A 19,147-nucleotide genomic window follows, 5' to 3' on the forward strand; every position below is an offset into this window, starting at 1 on the left:
GATCTCTTTAAAAATATATTTAGCGTGTCTTTCATTAAAACTGTTCTTTTTGCTTATTATACGATAATAGAAGTTTTATATTATTTATGTCTATTAGCAGCAATAGTATCTTACTAAGTGGTTTATAATAGATATCAATATCCGGAAAGCATGTTTGTCAAAAATAGGCAAATTTGACTGAAACTAGGTAGCACTACTAAACTTTCTCGAACTTCTTCACTGAAGAATTGTATCGTTCAAATATATCTATATGTACTGAAAATAATAGTAATTTAAACAAATACTGGTAATAATATATCCAAATAACACGAGTCTAATAAAGTTATATACTTCTGAATTAAATTTTTATGCTCAAAACAATGCAGATATTTAAGTGAAAAAATTTAAAAATATAGTATTAACGATAACCCTATTTTACAGTTTAATGTTCAAAATATCTTCATATTTTTAGCTTACTTAAGACATCATAATCATACAATTAAAATTGTTTATAAGCGCTTCTATTTTGCCATGATTAGTGTGCCTAAACCTTTTTTATACAATTACTGTACTCTCGTTAATGTAATTGCATAGAGATTGTTTAAAAATATATTACCCATTTTAAATAATTAATTTATCAGTTTTTGAGATCAATCTTTTATTAAATAATCTTATCACTCGTATTTAAATGTATTAAATGGTACTTATAAAAAATAAAATCTTCGTATAAGATTATTACATATAATTTTTAAAAATCTATTAATGATCAATATACATGCTAGTCACAGATTATTAAATATATTAACTTAAACGCTTTTATAAAAGCAAATCTAATTGCAGAAGTTAAAATATTAAAATTAAAATAATATATCAGTTGTAACCGATATTATTTGCGTATATCACATTTAACAGTTTTTTGTTCAAAATTATCTTATCAATTGTTTTGGTGGCCACGATTAATTAGGAAAATTGTTCACTATTTATTCTTATTTAAATTTTTAATAGCTTTCTTGCAATTATTATTTTAATAATAAAATAATAACAAGGAAAAATATTTATGGTAAAACATAGCAAATTACTTATATTAGGTTCTGGACCAGCAGGCTACACTGCAGCGATCTATGCTGCACGCGCTAATCTGGATCCAACTTTGATTACTGGTATGGAGCAAGGTGGGCAGTTGACAACTACTACCGAGGTAGAAAATTGGCCTGGCGATCCAGAAAGATTGACCGGTCCATTACTAATGGAACGTATGCATGCTCATGCTACTAAATTTAATACGGAAATCATTTTTGACCATATTATTCAAGTTAATTTAAAAACTCACCCATTCCGCCTTGTTGGCGATAATGGAAAATATACCTGTAATGCACTTATTATCGCTACTGGTGCCTCAGCTCGATATCTTGGTTTGCCATCTGAAGATGCTTATAAAGGAAAAGGGGTTTCTTATTGTGCTACTTGCGATGGTTTTTTTTATCGTAATCAGAAAGTAGCAGTTATCGGTGGTGGTAATACAGCTGTAGAAGAAGCGTTATACTTGACCAACATCGCTGAGATAGTATATTTAATCCATCGTAAAAACACTTTCCTTTCGGAAGGGATTCTTATTAATCGCTTAATGGATAAGGTTAAGAATGGCAAAATTATATTGTATACTAATCGTATCTTAGATGAAGTACTTGGTAATGAAATAGGTGTAACTGGCGTACGTTTGAAAGAGATAACTACTAACATTTACGAGTGTTTGGAGGTCACTGGAGTGTTTATTGCTGTTGGTCGTAGTCCAAATACCGCGATTTTTAACAACCAATTATTAATGAATAATGGCTATTTACAGGTGCAGTCCGGTATCAATGGTAACGTGACCGCTACTTCGATTCCGGGTGTATTCGCAGCTGGCGATGTTATGGATCATTATTACCGTCAGGCGATTACATCTGCTGGAACCGGTTGTATGGCTGCGTTGGATGCGGAACGTTATCTTAATAGTTTAGTTTTAAATAGATCTTTGTGAAATAGCTTTATTGCTATAAAGAAATCGGTATAGTTAACATACCTTTCTATTTGTAATTTATTAATATGCTCTATTTATAATTTATTAATAAAATATGGTTAAAAATCCATTTTCTTTTTTTACTTTGTTTTGTGTAATGTTGTACGTGCATATCTTAAATTTGTTATCATAATAACGATAGTAGATTTAAGCTAATCCATAAATAATAATTTTCATCCTACCTGAAACAGGAAAATATTATTGAAACGTATTATTTCAAGAGATTTTAGCCTTGCTTTCTGTAAAATATATTTACACATATCAATTCTATATGTTATTCCGATTAGAAATTAACTTTTAATGAACAAAAATCGGCAACAAGTTTTAGTGCATTGGCTCCGATCGAAAAGTAAGTTAGTAAACTGCTGGTTACGTTTTTCTTTGATACTCGGTCTGGTAAATGCTATTATTATTATTACTCAAGCTTGGAAACTAGCCAGTTTACTACAAGCATTTATCATAAATAATACCCCGCGTGCTGCGCTAAGTAGCGATTTTATCGCGTTAGCGTTGTTATTCGCATTACGAGCAGTTCTTAATTATTTACGTGAACGAATAAGTTTTATTTCAGGGAGTTTACTACGTCGTCAAATCCGTGCTCAATTTTTAGATCGACTTTCTCGTTTAGGGCCAGCTTGGATCCGTGGGAAGCCTACCGGAAGCTGGAGTAGTATGTTACTTGAACAAATTGAGGATATGCATGATTTTTATGCATATTATTTGCCACAAATGTTATTATCGGTATTAGTACCAATAATGATTCTTGTTATAGTATTTTTTATTAATTGGGCTTCGGGGTTAATTTTTCTTTTAACCGCACCGTTAATTCCGCTATTTATGGTATTAGTCGGAATTGGTGCTGCTGATGCAAACCAACGTAATTTTATAGCGTTAGCGCGCTTATCTGGCTATTTTCTTGATCGCTTGCGCGGACTTGAAACAATACGTTTATTCTTTCGTGCAGAAGCGGAAATTAAAAAATTATACTGTGCGACAGAGTTATTTCGTCAACGCACTATGGAAGTGTTACGACTAGCGTTTATCTCCTCTGGCGTATTGGAATTCTTTGTTTCGATCTCTGTTGCCGTAACAGCAGTATATTTTGGATTTTCTTACCTAGGAGAGCTACATTTCGGTAATTATGGCACTAGTATTACACTTTTCACTGGTTTTATAGTGCTGATTTTATCTCAAGAATTCTTTCAGCCATTGCGTGATCTAGGAACATTCTATCATGCTAAAGCTCAAGCAGTAGGTGCTGCGGAATCGTTTGTTTCTTTTTTAGAAAAAAACGATGAATTTTATGGTACTGGTAGCAAAAAGCTACCCCCTGGAGCAGTAAGTTTGCTCGCCTACGATCTTTGGATACTAGCACCGGACGGCAGCGAACTTGCTGGACCGCTGAATTTTTCTATCCAAGCAGGACAGCGAGTTGCCATAATTGGTACTAGTGGTTCAGGTAAAACTTCTCTGCTTAACGTTCTATTAGGATTTCTTCCATACCGCGGCTCTCTTCAAGTTAACGGCTGCGAGCTACGTGAACTTAAATCAAACTTATGGCACGAACGATTAAGCTGGATTAGTCAGAATCCAGCATTACCAGCAATAACATTACGCGATAACATTCTATTAGGCGCATCAACTGCAAGTGAAGAACAATTAATGCGAGCAGTGAAAGATAGCTACGTATCAGAATTCCTTAATACATTGTCTAATGGACTGGATAGTAACATTGGCGAAGATGCTAAACTTCTCTCTATGGGCCAAGCACAGCGTGTTGCCTTAGCACGAGCCCTTATTCGCACTCCAGATTTACTATTACTTGATGAACCAACCGCAAGTCTTGATATTCATAGTGAGCAGTTGTTGATTAATGCAATAGAAAATTCTGCCTGTCGGCAAACAACATTATTAATAACCCATCAATTGAAGGCCATTAGATCTTTTGATATAGTTTGGGTAATGCATAATGGTATTATTACGCAACAGGGATCTTATGATAATCTTATCGTTAGAAACGGGCTATGTCTGATTTAATTGCTTCTCGAAAAAAGGAGCCATAATAATGCGAGTATTATTTCATTATTTTATTCTTCTATATCAACGTCATAGAATACAACTTTCTCTTGGTATTTTACTTGCTATCAGTACACTATTCGCTAGCATTGGACTGCTAATGCTCTCTAGTTGGTTTCTTGCTAGTACAGCTACTGTTGGAGTTTTCGGTTTATACACTTTTAACTATATGTTACCTGCTGCTGGAGTACGTGGCGCTGCAATTACTCGCACCATCAGCCGATGGGCAGAAAGAGTAGTTAACCATGACGCAACCTTCCGTGTATTACAAAATCTTCGGTGTTATATTTTTACTTATATTCTTTTTTCTCCTGGTACTATTGTTAGCTTAGAGCGGGGAAAAGTTCTAAATCGTTTAGTAGCAGATATTAATACTCTGGAACATCTTTACCTGCGGGTTATATCTCCATTTATTGTAGCAATGGTAGTTACACTTACTGTAAGCACTAGCCTTTGTCTACTATATAGACAAGCAGGTTTACTACTTAGTATCATAATACTAGCTATTCTAGTATTATTTCCTCCTCTGTTTTATATCATCAGCAAACCAGTAGGTGAAGCTCTCACTACCCTTCGTTCTGATTATCGTTTAAAACTGACCACTTGGCTTTCCAATAATGCTGAACTTACCCTTTATGGAGCCGAAAAATACTACCGTTACCGATTAGATATTACTGAACAGCGCTGGCAAGTACAACAGTGTCGTCAAAACTGTCTAAGTGCTAGCATAAAAAGTCTTTTAATATTGGTAACCGGACTAACATTAACTTTAATGTTATGGTTAGTATCCGGTAATTTAGGTAGCGATGGCTTGTCTGGTCCACTAGTAGCCTTGTTTGCTTTCGCAACACTTGCAGTCTTTGAAGCTTTAAGTCCATTAGCTGGGGCATTTCAATATCTTGGACAAGTTATTGCCTGTGCTATTCGCCTTAATAGCATTATCCAGCAACCAAAAGAAGTTACTTTTCCAGAAAATGGAGCTATGCTACCAGCTACTAGCGTTTCTATTAAAATTAATCGGATACGATTTTGCTATCCAAAACAGACATCGCCAGCTATTAACGAACTAACTCTGCAGGTTTCTGCTGGTGAGCATATCGCTTTTCTTGGGCATACTGGAAGTGGAAAATCTACTCTTATAAAATTATTAACTCGTGCCTGGGATCCACAGAAAGGTGAAATTAAATTTAATAATATCCTTCTGCGTGAATGGAGTGAAAGTGCGCTGCGTTCAATGACTACTGTAGTAGAGCAACGCATCCATATTTTTAGTGCTACGCTGCGCGATAATCTTCTTTTAGCAGCACCGAATGCCGATGATAATCAATTAAAGGTCGCAATACAACAAGTTGGTCTTGATAAACTACTAAGGCATAAAGGTCTTAATACTTGGGTTGGTGAGGGAGGGCATACCCTCTCAGGCGGAGAGCAGCGTCGAATTGGCATTGCCCGTGCACTATTACATGACGCTCCACTTTGGTTACTTGATGAACCTACCGATGGGCTGGATTCTGTTAATGAAAAACAAATACTGCAATTACTCAGCAAACTTAAAAAAAGACGAACTGTGATTCTTATTACTCATCGGTTGCTGGGATTAGAACATTTTGACCGTATTTATATTTTGGATCGTGGTGCTCTTATTGAACAGGGAAATCATCAAATGCTAATGGCTCTTCGCGGGCGTTATTATCACTATCATTATTCGGTAGAAAGATATATTAATGAATAATAAATAAATTATTTTTAGTATTTATACCTATCTAACTATTATAATGAGCGTTTAAGTTAAATTATATATTCTATATTTTATAATAAAAGGTATTAAATCTATCTAGGCATTAAAACCGTTTTGTTATCATCTATAATCAGTTTAGGTGTATTTTCTCTATCTATTTTGATATACTAATATATTAGTTCTTAATTTATATAAATTAGCAAAAATATCAATATTTTTAAAATTAGTTCGATACTAAGAATCGCTAATTGAACATATTAAAAATTATTATTAAAAATTTTATCAGTATCCATAGATTGATAAGTATTAATTACATATATTGTTACTATAATCGCTGGTCGGTATAAATAATATTTCGCCTAGATATTTTTATACAACTATTGCTTAAATTCAAACTAACTACTTATAAACTCAAGCTATTTTTCTAATAATAGAAAGCTCCATTCATTTCCTATTTTTTCTAAAATCGATAGATAATTTAGTTTTCTTTTATCATTTCATTTATTTACATAATGAATTTTTTTCGGTATTATTTTCTAATTAAATATTTATAATGTTTATATTTTAAAATGTTTATATTTTAAGAGGATTCGATGGTTAAAGAAGATAATATTGAAATGCAAGGAACGGTATTAGATACATTACCTAATACCATGTTTCGTGTAGAATTAGAAAACGGACATATGGTAACCACACATATTTCCGGTAAAATGAGAAAAAACTATATTCGTATTCTAACGGGTGATAAAGTTACTGTTGAACTTACCCCATACGATTTAAGCAAAGGTCGTATTATTTTTCGAAGTCGATGAGACTATATAAACGTGTTGACTGAAATAATATCTAATTAGTATCGCTTTATCAAAATATATCACCATATAGGCGATAATATTCTTTGTATATCTAGCGATTACGTAATATTTCTTTTATGCATCTGTTAATCCTAGATAATGTTTTTATTTTATTTTTTTATTTTTTAGAAAATTATCCTTTTCATTTTTAATGAAATATATTGAGTAAAATAGATAATTAAGCAAAATATACCTCAATATAGAAAATTTTATTAAACAAGTAAAATATAGAAGGAATATTATCAGATTATCTTTATTTTCAAAAAAAGATCACTTTTTATTCTAAAAAAGATAATAAAATTAATAAAGTAAAACTGTATTTTTATTATCTAACTTATATTTATTAAATATACTTTGTAGTAGCTATTTTAAGTGTTAAAAAATTTTGTCACGATTATTTTATCCAGCACTGCACTAAAATTACAGAAATCAGTTAGATTAAACTAGTTAATTTAAAATACTTAATATAGTAATAAGAGAAACAACGATTTATCTACAATGATAAATCGTTGTTAAATTTAAGTAATACGTTTATTACTATTTTAGTATACTAAAATAGTACAAGCAGAATTACTATCATAGCAAAATGGAAATTATAAAAACTAGTCTTTTATATGTATTTTTAATAAAATACTCAATCTTAAAAATTAGCATTACGTGGACTTCGTGGAAAAGGTATTACATCACGAATATTCTTTATTCCTGTAATATATGCTATTAGTCGTTCAAAACCTAATCCAAAACCTGAATGTGGGACAGTTCCATACCGACGTAAATCTCTGTACCACCAATAATTTTCTTTATTAAGTCCTATTTCTTCTAAGCGCTGATCTAGTTGGTTTAGACGCTCCTCACGCTGTGACCCACCGATAATTTCACCAATCCCTGGTACTAGCAAATCCATAGCCGCGACAGTTTTTCCATCATTATTTATTCGCATATAAAAGGGCTTAATATCTTTAGGATAATTCTTTACTATTACTGGTACTTTAAAATGTGTTTCCACTAAATAACGTTCATGTTCAGAAGATAAATTCATCCCCCAGGAAACTGGATTTTCAAAAACATAATTACAGCTTTTCAAAATCTCTATTGCTTCAGTGTAATCAAGTTGAATAAAATCTGCATTGATAATTTTTTTTAGGCGGTTTATTACCTCTTTATTAATCCGATTAGCGAAGAATTGCATATCGTCAGCTCGTTCAGTTAATATTATCTGAAATACATATTTAAGCATAGCTTCTGCGAAAATAGTAATATCGCTAAGAGTAGCAAACGCTACTTCAGGCTCAACCATCCAAAATTCAGCGAGATGGCGGCTAGTATTAGAGTTTTCTGCCCGAAATATTGGGCCAAAAGTATAGATTTTTGATAAAGCACAGGCGTAACTTTCACCATTTAACTGTCCTGAAACTGTTAAAAAAGTTTCTTTACCAAAGAAGTCTTTATTATAATTAATTTCTCCAACAGGGGTGCGCGGCAAATTTTCCAAATCGAGCGTGGATACTCGAAACATTTCACCGGAACCTTCTGTGTTTGAAGTAGTAATCAATGGTGTGGATATCCATAAAAAACCTTGCTCATCCATGAATTTATGAATAGACCTTGCTAAGGTATGGCGAACTCGAGTCATTGCACCAATTAGGTTAGTGCGTGGTCTCAAATGAGCAACTTCGCGTAGATATTCCATACTATGGTGCTTAGCTGCCATAGGATAGGTATCTGGATCATCTACTAAACCGAATACTTTAACTGCTTTTGCCTGAATTTCGTAACACTGACCTCTACCAAGAGATTCTACTATAAAACCAGTAACCGATACGGAACAACCTGTTGTCAAGCGTAGAATATCTTTCTGATAATTTATTAAAGTGTTCTTAATAACAGCTTGTAAAGAATGAAAGCAGGAACCATCATAGACAGAAAGAAAGCAAATTCCAGCTTTAGAGTCACGGCAGGTACGTACCCAACCTTGTACAGTGACCTCACTATCAGACGGCACACATCCTTTCAGCACATCGATTATAGGCACTATACTCATATAATACTCTTTTTAGTTAATAGGAAAAAGAATTTTTAATCAATCACAGACCATAATATAATCTTTTCTATCGAAAAACTACAACAGAAAACTATACATCTATATATTTCTGATAGCGAGTTAATGACTAATTATTAATAGTATAAAATTATTTTCTTTTTCTATTTTTACTAAATTATCTGTATTATAGGATCTATATCCTAATCAAGATAGATAAAACTGGCATGAATCGAGAAAAACGTATTTATTATAATATAGTCGGTAAACATACCCTTTAACTTATTTTTATCTGAATTTTATATAGTTATCTCTGTAGCGAAGATAATGATTATTTACCAGACAAGGCTGATCTTTTAACATATTTGAAATCATTACGGAAGCTTATGTTACAATTCAGTGATAACTTTAAAGTATAAAGCATACTTAACGTGAAAAGACTACTAAGTATTGAAATCGACTAATCGGAAAGAAAAGATTCAGATTTTGTTTATTCGATCAATAGTTAAATTTTAAAATATTTTTATTATTATATCATATATTGTCATTAATTTTATGATAACATCCATCTCATTCTAAATTAGAGCAAAGTCTTATCATAATCAATTTTTTGTATAATTGCTACGTAAAAATAAAAGCATGCAGATAAGCAAAATTATTTTTATTTAATTTCAAATTATATACTATATCTGCTTATTTACTGATATTGATAATAGTTGATAATATATTCGTAATAAAAATCTTTTTTCCAATAATAAAATTTTATATTGATCATAGCTTCATCATAAAATAATAAAACACAGTCTGCTGAATATATATGTTATATATTAGTATCAAATATTAAGTATCAACTTTAAGATAAGATTAAAAGCAGAACTTATAAGCAATATTATTATGAAATTTTTAGTCGGATAATTAGATTATAGTTAGTATAATAATATTATAACTAAATATGCTTATATTGTATTGTTCATTTATTGAAGTATTGATAATTGTATTACACATAACCTATGTTATTTTTTATAAAACGTATTCTACAAATTATAAATTTTATTATATTAATTTTTCTATACTATTCATTTTAACAAACTTAGCAGTACAGATTTATACTGATAATATAAATTAATTATAATATGATAAAAATAGAAGAAAAAATTGATATCATTAGCATATACTATAATTACAGTATTATCGATATCTATCTAAATTTTAGGTTTCAAGACAACTATTTTCATTAAAAAACCAATACTATTATTTATAATAGCTCAGTGAGTATACTTTTACCGATAAATAGTAAAGTTTATTCCTACTAAAAATGCTAGTAGATAGTTAATAATAAGCATATTATCGTATATGTTCTATATAGTTAATTATCTAAAAAATTAATTACTAATTTTTGCTTTAATTGTCAAGACGATGATTCATTCTGTAATAACATTATATTAGAGAATATTTTCTTGCTCTGGAGAAGTGCTTTATATTCAAAGCAAAGCGAATATGTTTCTGCCATATTGTTTTTATATAAATTACCTAGATATATTTGTTTGTATGGTTCACTACCTATATTTAGTAATGTAAACAAAATTATCTTTTTCTACGTCATTTTTCTATAATTAAAACAATTGTAATGATTACAGTGAAAATAGTGATAGCTACTCTTTAGTTATCTAAGAGGATCTATTTCTGAAATCTTATCATCTTTTTTGCGGTGATAATTAATCTATTTCATATCTCTAGAATAAATTAATTGTTTTCTTGTAAGAAAGTCTTATTAGAGTTATTTATAATCGTAATAATATAAATTATGCTAACTTAGCAATAGTATCTTTTAAAAATATTATGCATTGGGATAAAATTTTTTATCTTAAGTGCAGATATAGATATTTATATAATAACAGCAATTTATTTTAATCTGAGTGTTATGCAAAGTAAGGAGTTGAATATTCTTAATATTAAGCATATATCGATCTGAGCAAAAACGGTAAAATATTTAGATTATTTTAATATCGAATAAGCAATCAGAAATAGTTATTTAATAACTGGAATAGCAACTTTATTTCATATTTTAAGATACTAGCTCAATAGCGTATCTTGTTCAACTAGATAACATCATCAAAAATGAATATTTTACATCTTAATAGCGTATAAAACGCAAGAGTTATTTACATGTAATATACTATATTATTTAAATAATATAGTATATTTTGCTACTTTCATTAAAACGATAGCAAAAAATTATCAATATTGACTTAATATGATCTGATATTAGTTTATCTAGCCAGGGATATCGCTACTAATAGTAAAATATAATTATATCGCCGAGTTTAAGCACCATACACTTCACATTGTGTAAATAACGTCGGAAAATATTAGACCTATTAGAAAATAGAAGATAAATATTTTACTAAATATTAAACTATATAATAACTATAGATAGATTATCTTTTTTCAGTATGGGGTCATAATCCCCCCGTAAGTTTATTAATGAATGTTACTAAAATTACAGATTTTTATTTTTTATTATATTACTTCAATACTAATTCTCTTATTTTGAGCGAGTATTCTATAGCTAGAAAAGCTAGATTATTCTTATATCGATTAGAAATTAATTACACTGATATAATTTTCTACTAATTATTTTCTTTATTCGAATATGAATAAAATTCTTTCATTTATTTATTTTCTTTTGAATGCATTTTATCAGAAATAATGGTAGCTACTAATTATATTGTTGCATATCATTGATACTTTCCTTAGTGTTTCTTGATCATAAAGTATGATTTTATTCTGGCTAGGAAAAATATCAAATATCATATTGAAATATTTGCTTTTATGTATTTCTTAACTGCTGCATATATTATATGATATTTAGAGATTATGATAGTTCGGTACGTTTTACTACTGATTAATACCAGCACACTGCCAATTTAACGATATAATAACAGAAATAGTAATGGTAAAAACATTACAACTATTATATTAGGCAATATTGATGGTTTAATTTGATAAATTTTATAACCATGATAATTAGTTTATTGATCAATAAGTTAATTTATAAGCTACTACGTTATTGGCAGATGTGATAAATTAGTAAAATTGCCACTTGGTTATCTTATTTTTAGTGAGAATCATTCAGTCATATCTAAACGTTTATCGGCGAATTTACTATCAATAATCTAACGATATTCAATGCAATTGACAATAATCTATTTTTAATTAAAATTTAAACTAAAATGAATATATCTAATTCTTAGATCTTCTTAAGCATAATTTGGGTCGTTTCTCCAATTTAAGCGCTATAGCTTTCTTTATCAATAGATAATACAAATAGTATTAAAATACCTAAAAAACTAGAAAAATTCATCTATAGATTTATTTGAAAATCAATAAAGTGTTAGTTGATGTATAAACTTCAATAAATATAATAAGTGAATCACTTATCTTATTTAGTTGCATGTACGGATAAAAAATTACTTTTGACAGTAATACTTATACTAATTATTTTCTGGTAGCGTCATTTTCAACAAAACATTAATATTCTAAAACGTTTTTTAGACGGCAAATAATTTTGCTCAGTAATATCTTAAATAACAATTTAACGAAATATCTTTTCATTATTAATTTATTTTCTTATATTAATAAATAATAATCTAATCATTGGTGATAATTAATAATAAAAAAGCATTTTAGTATCATAATAACTAATTAAAAAAGTATTTTTATTAACTCGATCCAGAGCAGTTAATGGATTAACACTTTAACAGCTTAAATATATTATTGGCATCCTAATAGGATGATTAATACACTAATTAGTATATTAATCATCAACTTTATGTGGATTACCTTTAAAAATTCACTTAGAATATCTAAAGATTGGATAAAGACGATAATAATATTGATATATTCAACACTATGATTTTAGTTTTAGCGAGGTGGAACAATTATACTCCGAATTCAATTAATAATAAAAACTATATCCATTTCATTTAGTAAAGATCTGTAATACCAACTTGCTCATTATAGACAGGGAAAATAACAGTTTGTATTTTAATTATTTAAATTCCATTCAAGTATGACTTTCAATGGATTACGTTTAATAAAGGATATTGTTAGTAAAAATAGTTATTCTTAAAAAGAACAATATATTAAAGTTGCTTTTTAGTTTATTTTATTTTTATTAATTAATAATAGACAAATACCTTATTTATTGCTACTAATAGGATATTAATAACTAAAACTATATTATATGAAATTTTATTAAGTTATATAAAATTTTAAGCGACTAAGAATAATTCACTACTTTAGTATGCGATGTTACAGAGTTATATGCCTTTACTGTGTTGTTAAAATATTTATTACCTTTATGTTTTACTATTTAAAGTCTATAAATATTTTACCTTATATTTTAGTATTATAAATATAATAATATTAAAATTTAATATAGTTTATTGAATATTAAAGGTACTATCGATTATAATGTTATTTACTGCTATAGCAAAATTCGTCTAAATATTGACTAATTATGCCTTAGCTATTAATTTAAGTAGTATCCTGGATAATTTGTCCTCTATCTGATGTGAATATATTAAGGTTATTATGCCTTGTCTTAGTATACTGAGTATAATATAAGAAATAGATAGATAGACTATGTATAAATAGGTCTATATGGAATTAGTGTACGTCTCCCTTAAAGATAAATACAAATTATATAAAATTATTTATAATTTTATTATTAACTTATAAAGCTTATAATATGTAAATTTTACAGGCATTGAGAATAATTAAACAAATAATTAATTAATGTTATGCTATAAAATATCATAAAACAGTAGTATCTTTAAATAAGCCAACCTTCAGATCACTAGCAGTATAAATGATAGTACCATCGCATAGCACTTCACCATCTGCCATTCCCATTACTAATTTACGATTAATGACTCGACTTAAATGGATCCGATAGGTTACTTTTTTCGCGCTTGCTAAGATTTGTCCAGTGAATTTTACTTCGCCTACGCCTAGTGCGCGACCTTTACCTTCCCCACCGAGCCAACCTAAATAGAAACCGACTAACTGCCACATGCCATCTAGACATAAACAACCAGGCATTACTGGATCGCCGATAAAATGGCAATCGAAAAACCACATATCCGAGTGAATATCTAGTTCTGCTTCTACGAAGCCTTTTCTATAATTACCGCCATCTTCTGTCATTTTAACTACTCTATCCATCATCAGCATATTTGGTGCAGGCAACTGCGGACCCCTTTTGCCGAATAGTTCACTGCGGCTAGATGCCAGCAGGTCTTCTTTTGTATAGGATTCGCGTTTATCTACCATATTTCTCTAAACCTTAATTATTAAGTTTTCTATATTATCAGAGTCGATATACCGCTGACAGTTCTATTAGTTCTGGTTAAACTAATTTAGTTAGCAAAAACAAAAAAGAAAAATCTTGCCTTTTACATATTAATATTAGAGAAATTGTTTTTCGCATATCGTTTTAGTATCATTATTATATAAATATACGTAATGAATATTAGCAATATTATATAAATATACGTAATGAATATTAGCAATATTAGTTAAGCTATAGCGATGATATCAAAACATTTGTTAATTATCATATTTTAGTATGAATACTATTGTATAGTCCCGTTTTGAGTTTAATATCTTTAATATTGCTATCGCTTAATGTAGGCATTAAACTAATACAATAGGATTTGTTGCATAGAAGTTGATAGCTTAAAAAATTAAATATTGATAGCACACTGATCTATTCAACGACTTAATTATCTATTCCATTATAATTTTACTTTCAGAAATTTTATTTTTTATCTTCTATATTTGTTTACTAAGATAATTTTATATTAAAAATAAATACATTGATTGTCGGAAAATTTCATAGTATTTAATATTCGTTTTGAACTATATAGCGCTACTTCTTTTATTTTTCCAAGTAAACTATTAGAATATAATAGTAGCTGATATTAATCACTACTATAATAGATTTATTTTTTGTTAAGATTAGTTAAACATTGATGTAATAAAAACTAATAATAAAGCATAACTGCTGTCTATTAGTAACTAATCAAATTATTACTATAAAAATCATCTGTTTAAATTATAGAAAAGGTAAAAATTAGTTAATTAAGAATGTGTTTTTAATGATAAATATATTCATATTTCTATTAATATGATGTAATGATCTTAGTTAAAGATAGATTATATAATGATAACATCATAATATATATACTAAATAGTTATTCATAATCTACAAAAACACTACACGAAAATTCTTCGTTCAAAGAACTATCTATAATATAAGCTTATAATGTTATCTATAGGAGTAGATAGATCTAATAGTTTTGGTAAATGCAAATATTAAACAGATCATGTTAAGTAGATATTTAATTTCTGATTTTGTCTGGTTAAATGATAATAGTTTCTTATATTTAAAGGAACGCTAATTATATAAGAAAGACACTGTTTTATCTTGGTCTATTTCTTTCTATAAATATTGTTTTAATATCTTAATATGATTATTATACTAATCCTGTAGAAATAAATATTACTAAAATATTACTAGTATATTAATTAATAATATCATTATTTAGTAAAATGATAGGATACAACTATCCATTCTATGGATAGAAGAAATTTTAAAATTCGAAACTTAGTTAGAAATGGTAAGATTAAATAAAAATTCTATAAAATAAAGAAATTCTCTTATTATTAATAAGTATAATTAACAAATTAATGCATAAATTTGTTAATTATAAATATTAGATTCTTAAGGAAGATTATAAACATACGTAAAAAAATCTATTGATTTAAAATACTAATTTTATTATTAGCTAATAATACCAGTAAAAATAACAAAGAAGTAACCTATTGAAAACTATTATTACTCTAATAGAAATATAGAGTCATAAAAAATATAAGAATAGATTATTTTATACAAAAATCTTATTTCTAACTTGAATTTATTTTAAAAAAATAAATAGTATTTTATTAGAGTCATTTTCAATCTAATAGCATTGTTAGCATAATTCAATTATTAATTAAATCTTCAAATACTATTTCCATATTTATAAAAAATTAGTCACTGAATGATATCGAAATTCTATAAAAAGTAGAATGAGTAGTTTTACTAAACTTTTTATAAAACTATATCTATTTTCTAATATAGATATCATAATAAAAATTATCTTTTCAATTTGGAATAGTATTAGTTTTTTAATATTGATAGCACTAAGATATAATATATATAATAGCTTGTTATAACGCACCAATCCTTTCAATTAAGGATATCCTTACTTATTATCTGATCTGATAAAATATCCAATATAGTTCAAAATGAACGATTATTTAATTATTAATGGTTTTTAAAAGATCAAAATTTACTGTTCCATATTTGAAATATATAATTTAAGAAATTATAATTAAAATACTTTCATAGGAAAATAATATTATTTATTTAAATAATAACTATTATAGTCTGATTGTAATATTATTATTTTATTTTAATAAATAATATTACTGTATTGATGTTTTTACTTTTAAACGGCACTATTATTTTATGATTATATAAATCCAAGCAACAAAATTTTACGATACTAAACATGAAATAACTAAAACTTTAAAAGTAAATACAGCATTCTCATTTGTCTTTTTTTTTTAAAATTTATTAATTATTTTTATATTGTTGCTTCTTCTTACCATTTTAATTTTTAAATGATCTTTATCTATTTTTATGTTTTATAAGCTTTATCTTTTTATTATACTACTATTATCTTCTGATCTTATAATGCTTTTAATAAATAGATAATTAACACATCGATAAATGTTATAAGTATGCACTAAAGTCATTATTTATACTGAAGAGTATTTAGTTTTATACCAACTGTTATATTAATAATTTTGTAAAAATTACAATTTATATTATCTAAAAAGATAATATGGATGCTTTATATATTTTATTAGATAAATGCTATCTATCATAGATTCAAAATAAAAATCTTTATTTAGAATTTTAAATATTGCTGAATGTGAACTAAAGTTTTTCAGTATAGAAAAGGAAAGAGTTCAATATGATACATGAGTATATAATATCTAATTAAAAAAGTGATCAGTATTTTGTATAATGATATAAGTGATGTTTAGTATCACAGAAGCTCAGCTAAATAATATACTTATGTAAAGATTACATGATCTTCTTATTATTCTTTTAAGTACTAACAAAAAATCTAGTTGTTTTAATTTTAAAATTAATCGAAAATTAAATGATTATAATATATTAAATATTTTTCCTTTAAAATTTTTAAAGATTTATTGTAAATCAATGATTTAGATAAAAAGTTTTTTCTTTATAAAATTGAAAATATACAATATATTAAGACTATGTATTACAATACTAGTTAGAAGTATGAAATGTTATTATCACATCTCATTTCCTGTTAGATAAAAATTTTTAGGAAGAAAAATCAAGAGAATAGTTTAGGTTAATTAAATTGAAACGTATACTGCTTTCTGTATAAAATAATAGTTACTTTTAACCTAACTTATATTTTTAAAATAAAACATCCACTATATAGATATTAAGCGATATAATTAAAAGACACGACTACTCATTATCCATATAAAAGCATTGTTATGAAAAATATTAATCCTACGCATACTCCAGCCTGGAAAGGGCTTCAACAACATTTCATTAAAATGAAAGATATACAGATAAGTGACTTATTTGCATTAGAATCTGATCGTTTTTCCTCTTTCTCTGCTACTTTCGATAATCAAATATTAGTAGATTATTCTAAAAACCGAATCACCTCCGAAACATTGACTAGACTGTTAAATCTGTCAGAAGAGTGTTACCTCAAAGAAGCTATCTTCTCTATGTTTAGAGGTGAAAAAATTAATCGAACTGAAAACAGAGCAGTATTACATGTTGCGCTACGAAACCGCAGCAACACGCCGATTAATGTAGACGGTAAAGATGTTATGCTGAGTATTAATGCAGTATTAGAAAAAATGAAAAAATTTTGCAATTTAGTAGTTAGTGGTAGTTGGAAAGGATATACCGGTAAAAGTATTACTGATATTGTTAATATCGGTATCGGCGGTTCTGATCTTGGACCATATATGGTAACTGAAAGTTTACGACCTTATAAAAATCATCTTAATATTCATTATGTATCCAACATAGATGGAACACAGATTACTGAAACAACAAAAGAACTAGATCCAGCTACCACATTATTCCTGGTAGCATCTAAAACTTTTACTACCCAGGAAACCATGACCAACGCATACAGTGCTCGGGATTGGTTCTTAAAAGCTGCCGGTAATGAGAAACATCTTATCCGACATTTTGTTGCCATATCTACTAACTCAAAATTACTTGTTGAATTTGGTATTGATAAAGAAAATATGTTCGAGTTTTGGGATTGGGTGGGGGGACGTCATTCTCTTTGGTCTGCTATCGGTTTATCTATTGCACTGTCACTTGGTTTTAATAATTTTGAAAAATTACTAAGCGGTGCGCATGCTATGGATAATCACTTCTTGTCAGCACCTTTAGACAAGAACTTACCAGTATTACTAGCACTCATCAGCATTTGGTATAATAATTTTTTCGGTATGGAAACAGAAGCAATTTTACCTTATGATCAATATATGCATCGTTTCATCGCCTATCTCCAACAGGAAAATATGGAATCTAATGGAAAGTATATCGATCGTAATGGAGATCCTGTCAGTTATCAAACCGGGTCTATTATTTGGGGTGAACCAGGTACAAATGGTCAGCATGCTTTTTATCAACTAATCCACCAAGGAACTAAAATTATCCCCTGTGATTTTATCGCACCAGTTATTAGTCACAACCCTATTAGTGATCACCATGCTAAATTACTCTCCAATTTTTTTGCTCAGACTGAAGCATTGGCATTTGGTAAATCACGCAATATAGTAGAACAAGAATTTAATTTAGCTGATAAATCATCGAATCAAATAAAACATGTTATACCATTTAAAGTTTTTGAAGGAAATCGTCCTACGAATTCTATTTTATTACGCAAAATTACTCCTTATAGTTTGGGTGCACTAATCGCGCTGTATGAACACAAAACTTTCACACAAGGAACTATTTTTAATATTCATGCTTTTGATCAGTGGGGCGTTGAGTTAGGCAAGCAACTTGCGAATCATATTTTACCAGAATTGAAAAAAGATAATCCGATTGATTCTCATGATAGTTCCACCAATGGTTTGATCAATTGTTATAAATGTTGGCGTAATTTATAACTTTTATTAATAGCACATATCTAGTTTTTTAGCTTGTTTATCAATCTATAATTAAAATATAAAAACGTGATAGTCATAAGAGTTTAGAAAAGTTATAGAGT

The 19,147-nt window shown here is 28.2% G+C and carries 7 protein-coding genes; 5 read left to right on the forward strand and 2 right to left on the reverse strand.

Features of this window, described 5'->3' with window-relative positions; all coding sequences use genetic code 11:
* The first annotated feature begins 1,030 nt into the window (after positions 1 to 1,030).
* From trxB to infA, 4 genes are all read left to right on the forward strand, one after another.
* Positions 1,031 to 1,999 (forward strand): thioredoxin-disulfide reductase, encoded by a 969-nt coding sequence (gene trxB / locus FVIR_RS02140; protein WP_102135090.1) that lies wholly within the window; start codon positions 1,031 to 1,033, stop codon positions 1,997 to 1,999.
* Between the two features lie 339 nt (positions 2,000 to 2,338).
* Positions 2,339 to 4,075, forward strand: a complete 1,737-nt coding sequence (cydD, locus tag FVIR_RS02145; protein WP_067498391.1) for a heme ABC transporter permease/ATP-binding protein CydD — start codon at positions 2,339 to 2,341, stop codon at positions 4,073 to 4,075.
* A 28-nt stretch (positions 4,076 to 4,103) separates the two neighbouring features.
* Positions 4,104 to 5,846, forward strand: coding sequence for a heme ABC transporter ATP-binding protein/permease CydC (gene cydC / locus FVIR_RS02150; RefSeq protein ID WP_067498393.1), 1,743 nt, complete (start codon positions 4,104 to 4,106; stop codon positions 5,844 to 5,846).
* Positions 5,847 to 6,445: 599 nt separating this feature from the next.
* Positions 6,446 to 6,664 carry a translation initiation factor IF-1 gene (infA, locus tag FVIR_RS02155; RefSeq protein ID WP_067498395.1) on the forward strand — a complete coding sequence of 73 codons (219 nt, stop codon included), beginning with the start codon at positions 6,446 to 6,448 and terminating at the stop codon, positions 6,662 to 6,664.
* A gap of 679 nt (positions 6,665 to 7,343) precedes the next feature.
* Here infA and asnS read toward each other — a convergent pair.
* Both asnS and fabA read right to left on the reverse strand, forming a co-directional pair.
* Complete coding sequence (asnS, locus tag FVIR_RS02160) at positions 7,344 to 8,744, reverse strand: asparagine--tRNA ligase (RefSeq protein WP_067498397.1); 1,401 nt, start codon at positions 8,742 to 8,744, stop codon at positions 7,344 to 7,346.
* Between the two features lie 4,815 nt (positions 8,745 to 13,559).
* On the reverse strand, positions 13,560 to 14,078 hold the full coding sequence (fabA, locus tag FVIR_RS02165; protein ID WP_067498400.1) for a bifunctional 3-hydroxydecanoyl-ACP dehydratase/trans-2-decenoyl-ACP isomerase: 519 nt from the start codon (positions 14,076 to 14,078) through the stop codon (positions 13,560 to 13,562).
* 3,315 nt (positions 14,079 to 17,393) lie between these two features.
* Between fabA and pgi the strand changes: the two genes are divergently transcribed.
* Positions 17,394 to 19,046, forward strand: coding sequence for a glucose-6-phosphate isomerase (gene pgi, locus FVIR_RS02170; RefSeq protein ID WP_067498403.1), 1,653 nt, complete (start codon positions 17,394 to 17,396; stop codon positions 19,044 to 19,046).
* Positions 19,047 to 19,147 lie beyond the last annotated feature (101 nt).

The sequence above is a fragment of the Candidatus Gullanella endobia genome (assembly GCF_900048035.1).
GTDB classification, from domain to species: Bacteria; Pseudomonadota; Gammaproteobacteria; order Enterobacterales; family Enterobacteriaceae; genus Gullanella; species Gullanella endobia.

Excerpts from the sequence above, each read along its gene's own strand:
- cydD (WP_067498391.1), top strand. The coding sequence starts at position 2,339 with ATGAACAAAAATCGGCAACAAGTTTTAGTGCATTGGCTCCGATCGAAA.
- cydC (WP_067498393.1), top strand. The coding sequence starts at position 4,104 with ATGCGAGTATTATTTCATTATTTTATTCTTCTATATCAACGTCATAGA.
- infA (WP_067498395.1), top strand. The coding sequence starts at position 6,446 with ATGGTTAAAGAAGATAATATTGAAATGCAAGGAACGGTATTAGATACA.
- asnS (WP_067498397.1), bottom strand. The coding sequence starts at position 8,744 with ATGAGTATAGTGCCTATAATCGATGTGCTGAAAGGATGTGTGCCGTCT.
- fabA (WP_067498400.1), bottom strand. The coding sequence starts at position 14,078 with ATGGTAGATAAACGCGAATCCTATACAAAAGAAGACCTGCTGGCATCT.
- pgi (WP_067498403.1), top strand. The coding sequence starts at position 17,394 with ATGAAAAATATTAATCCTACGCATACTCCAGCCTGGAAAGGGCTTCAA.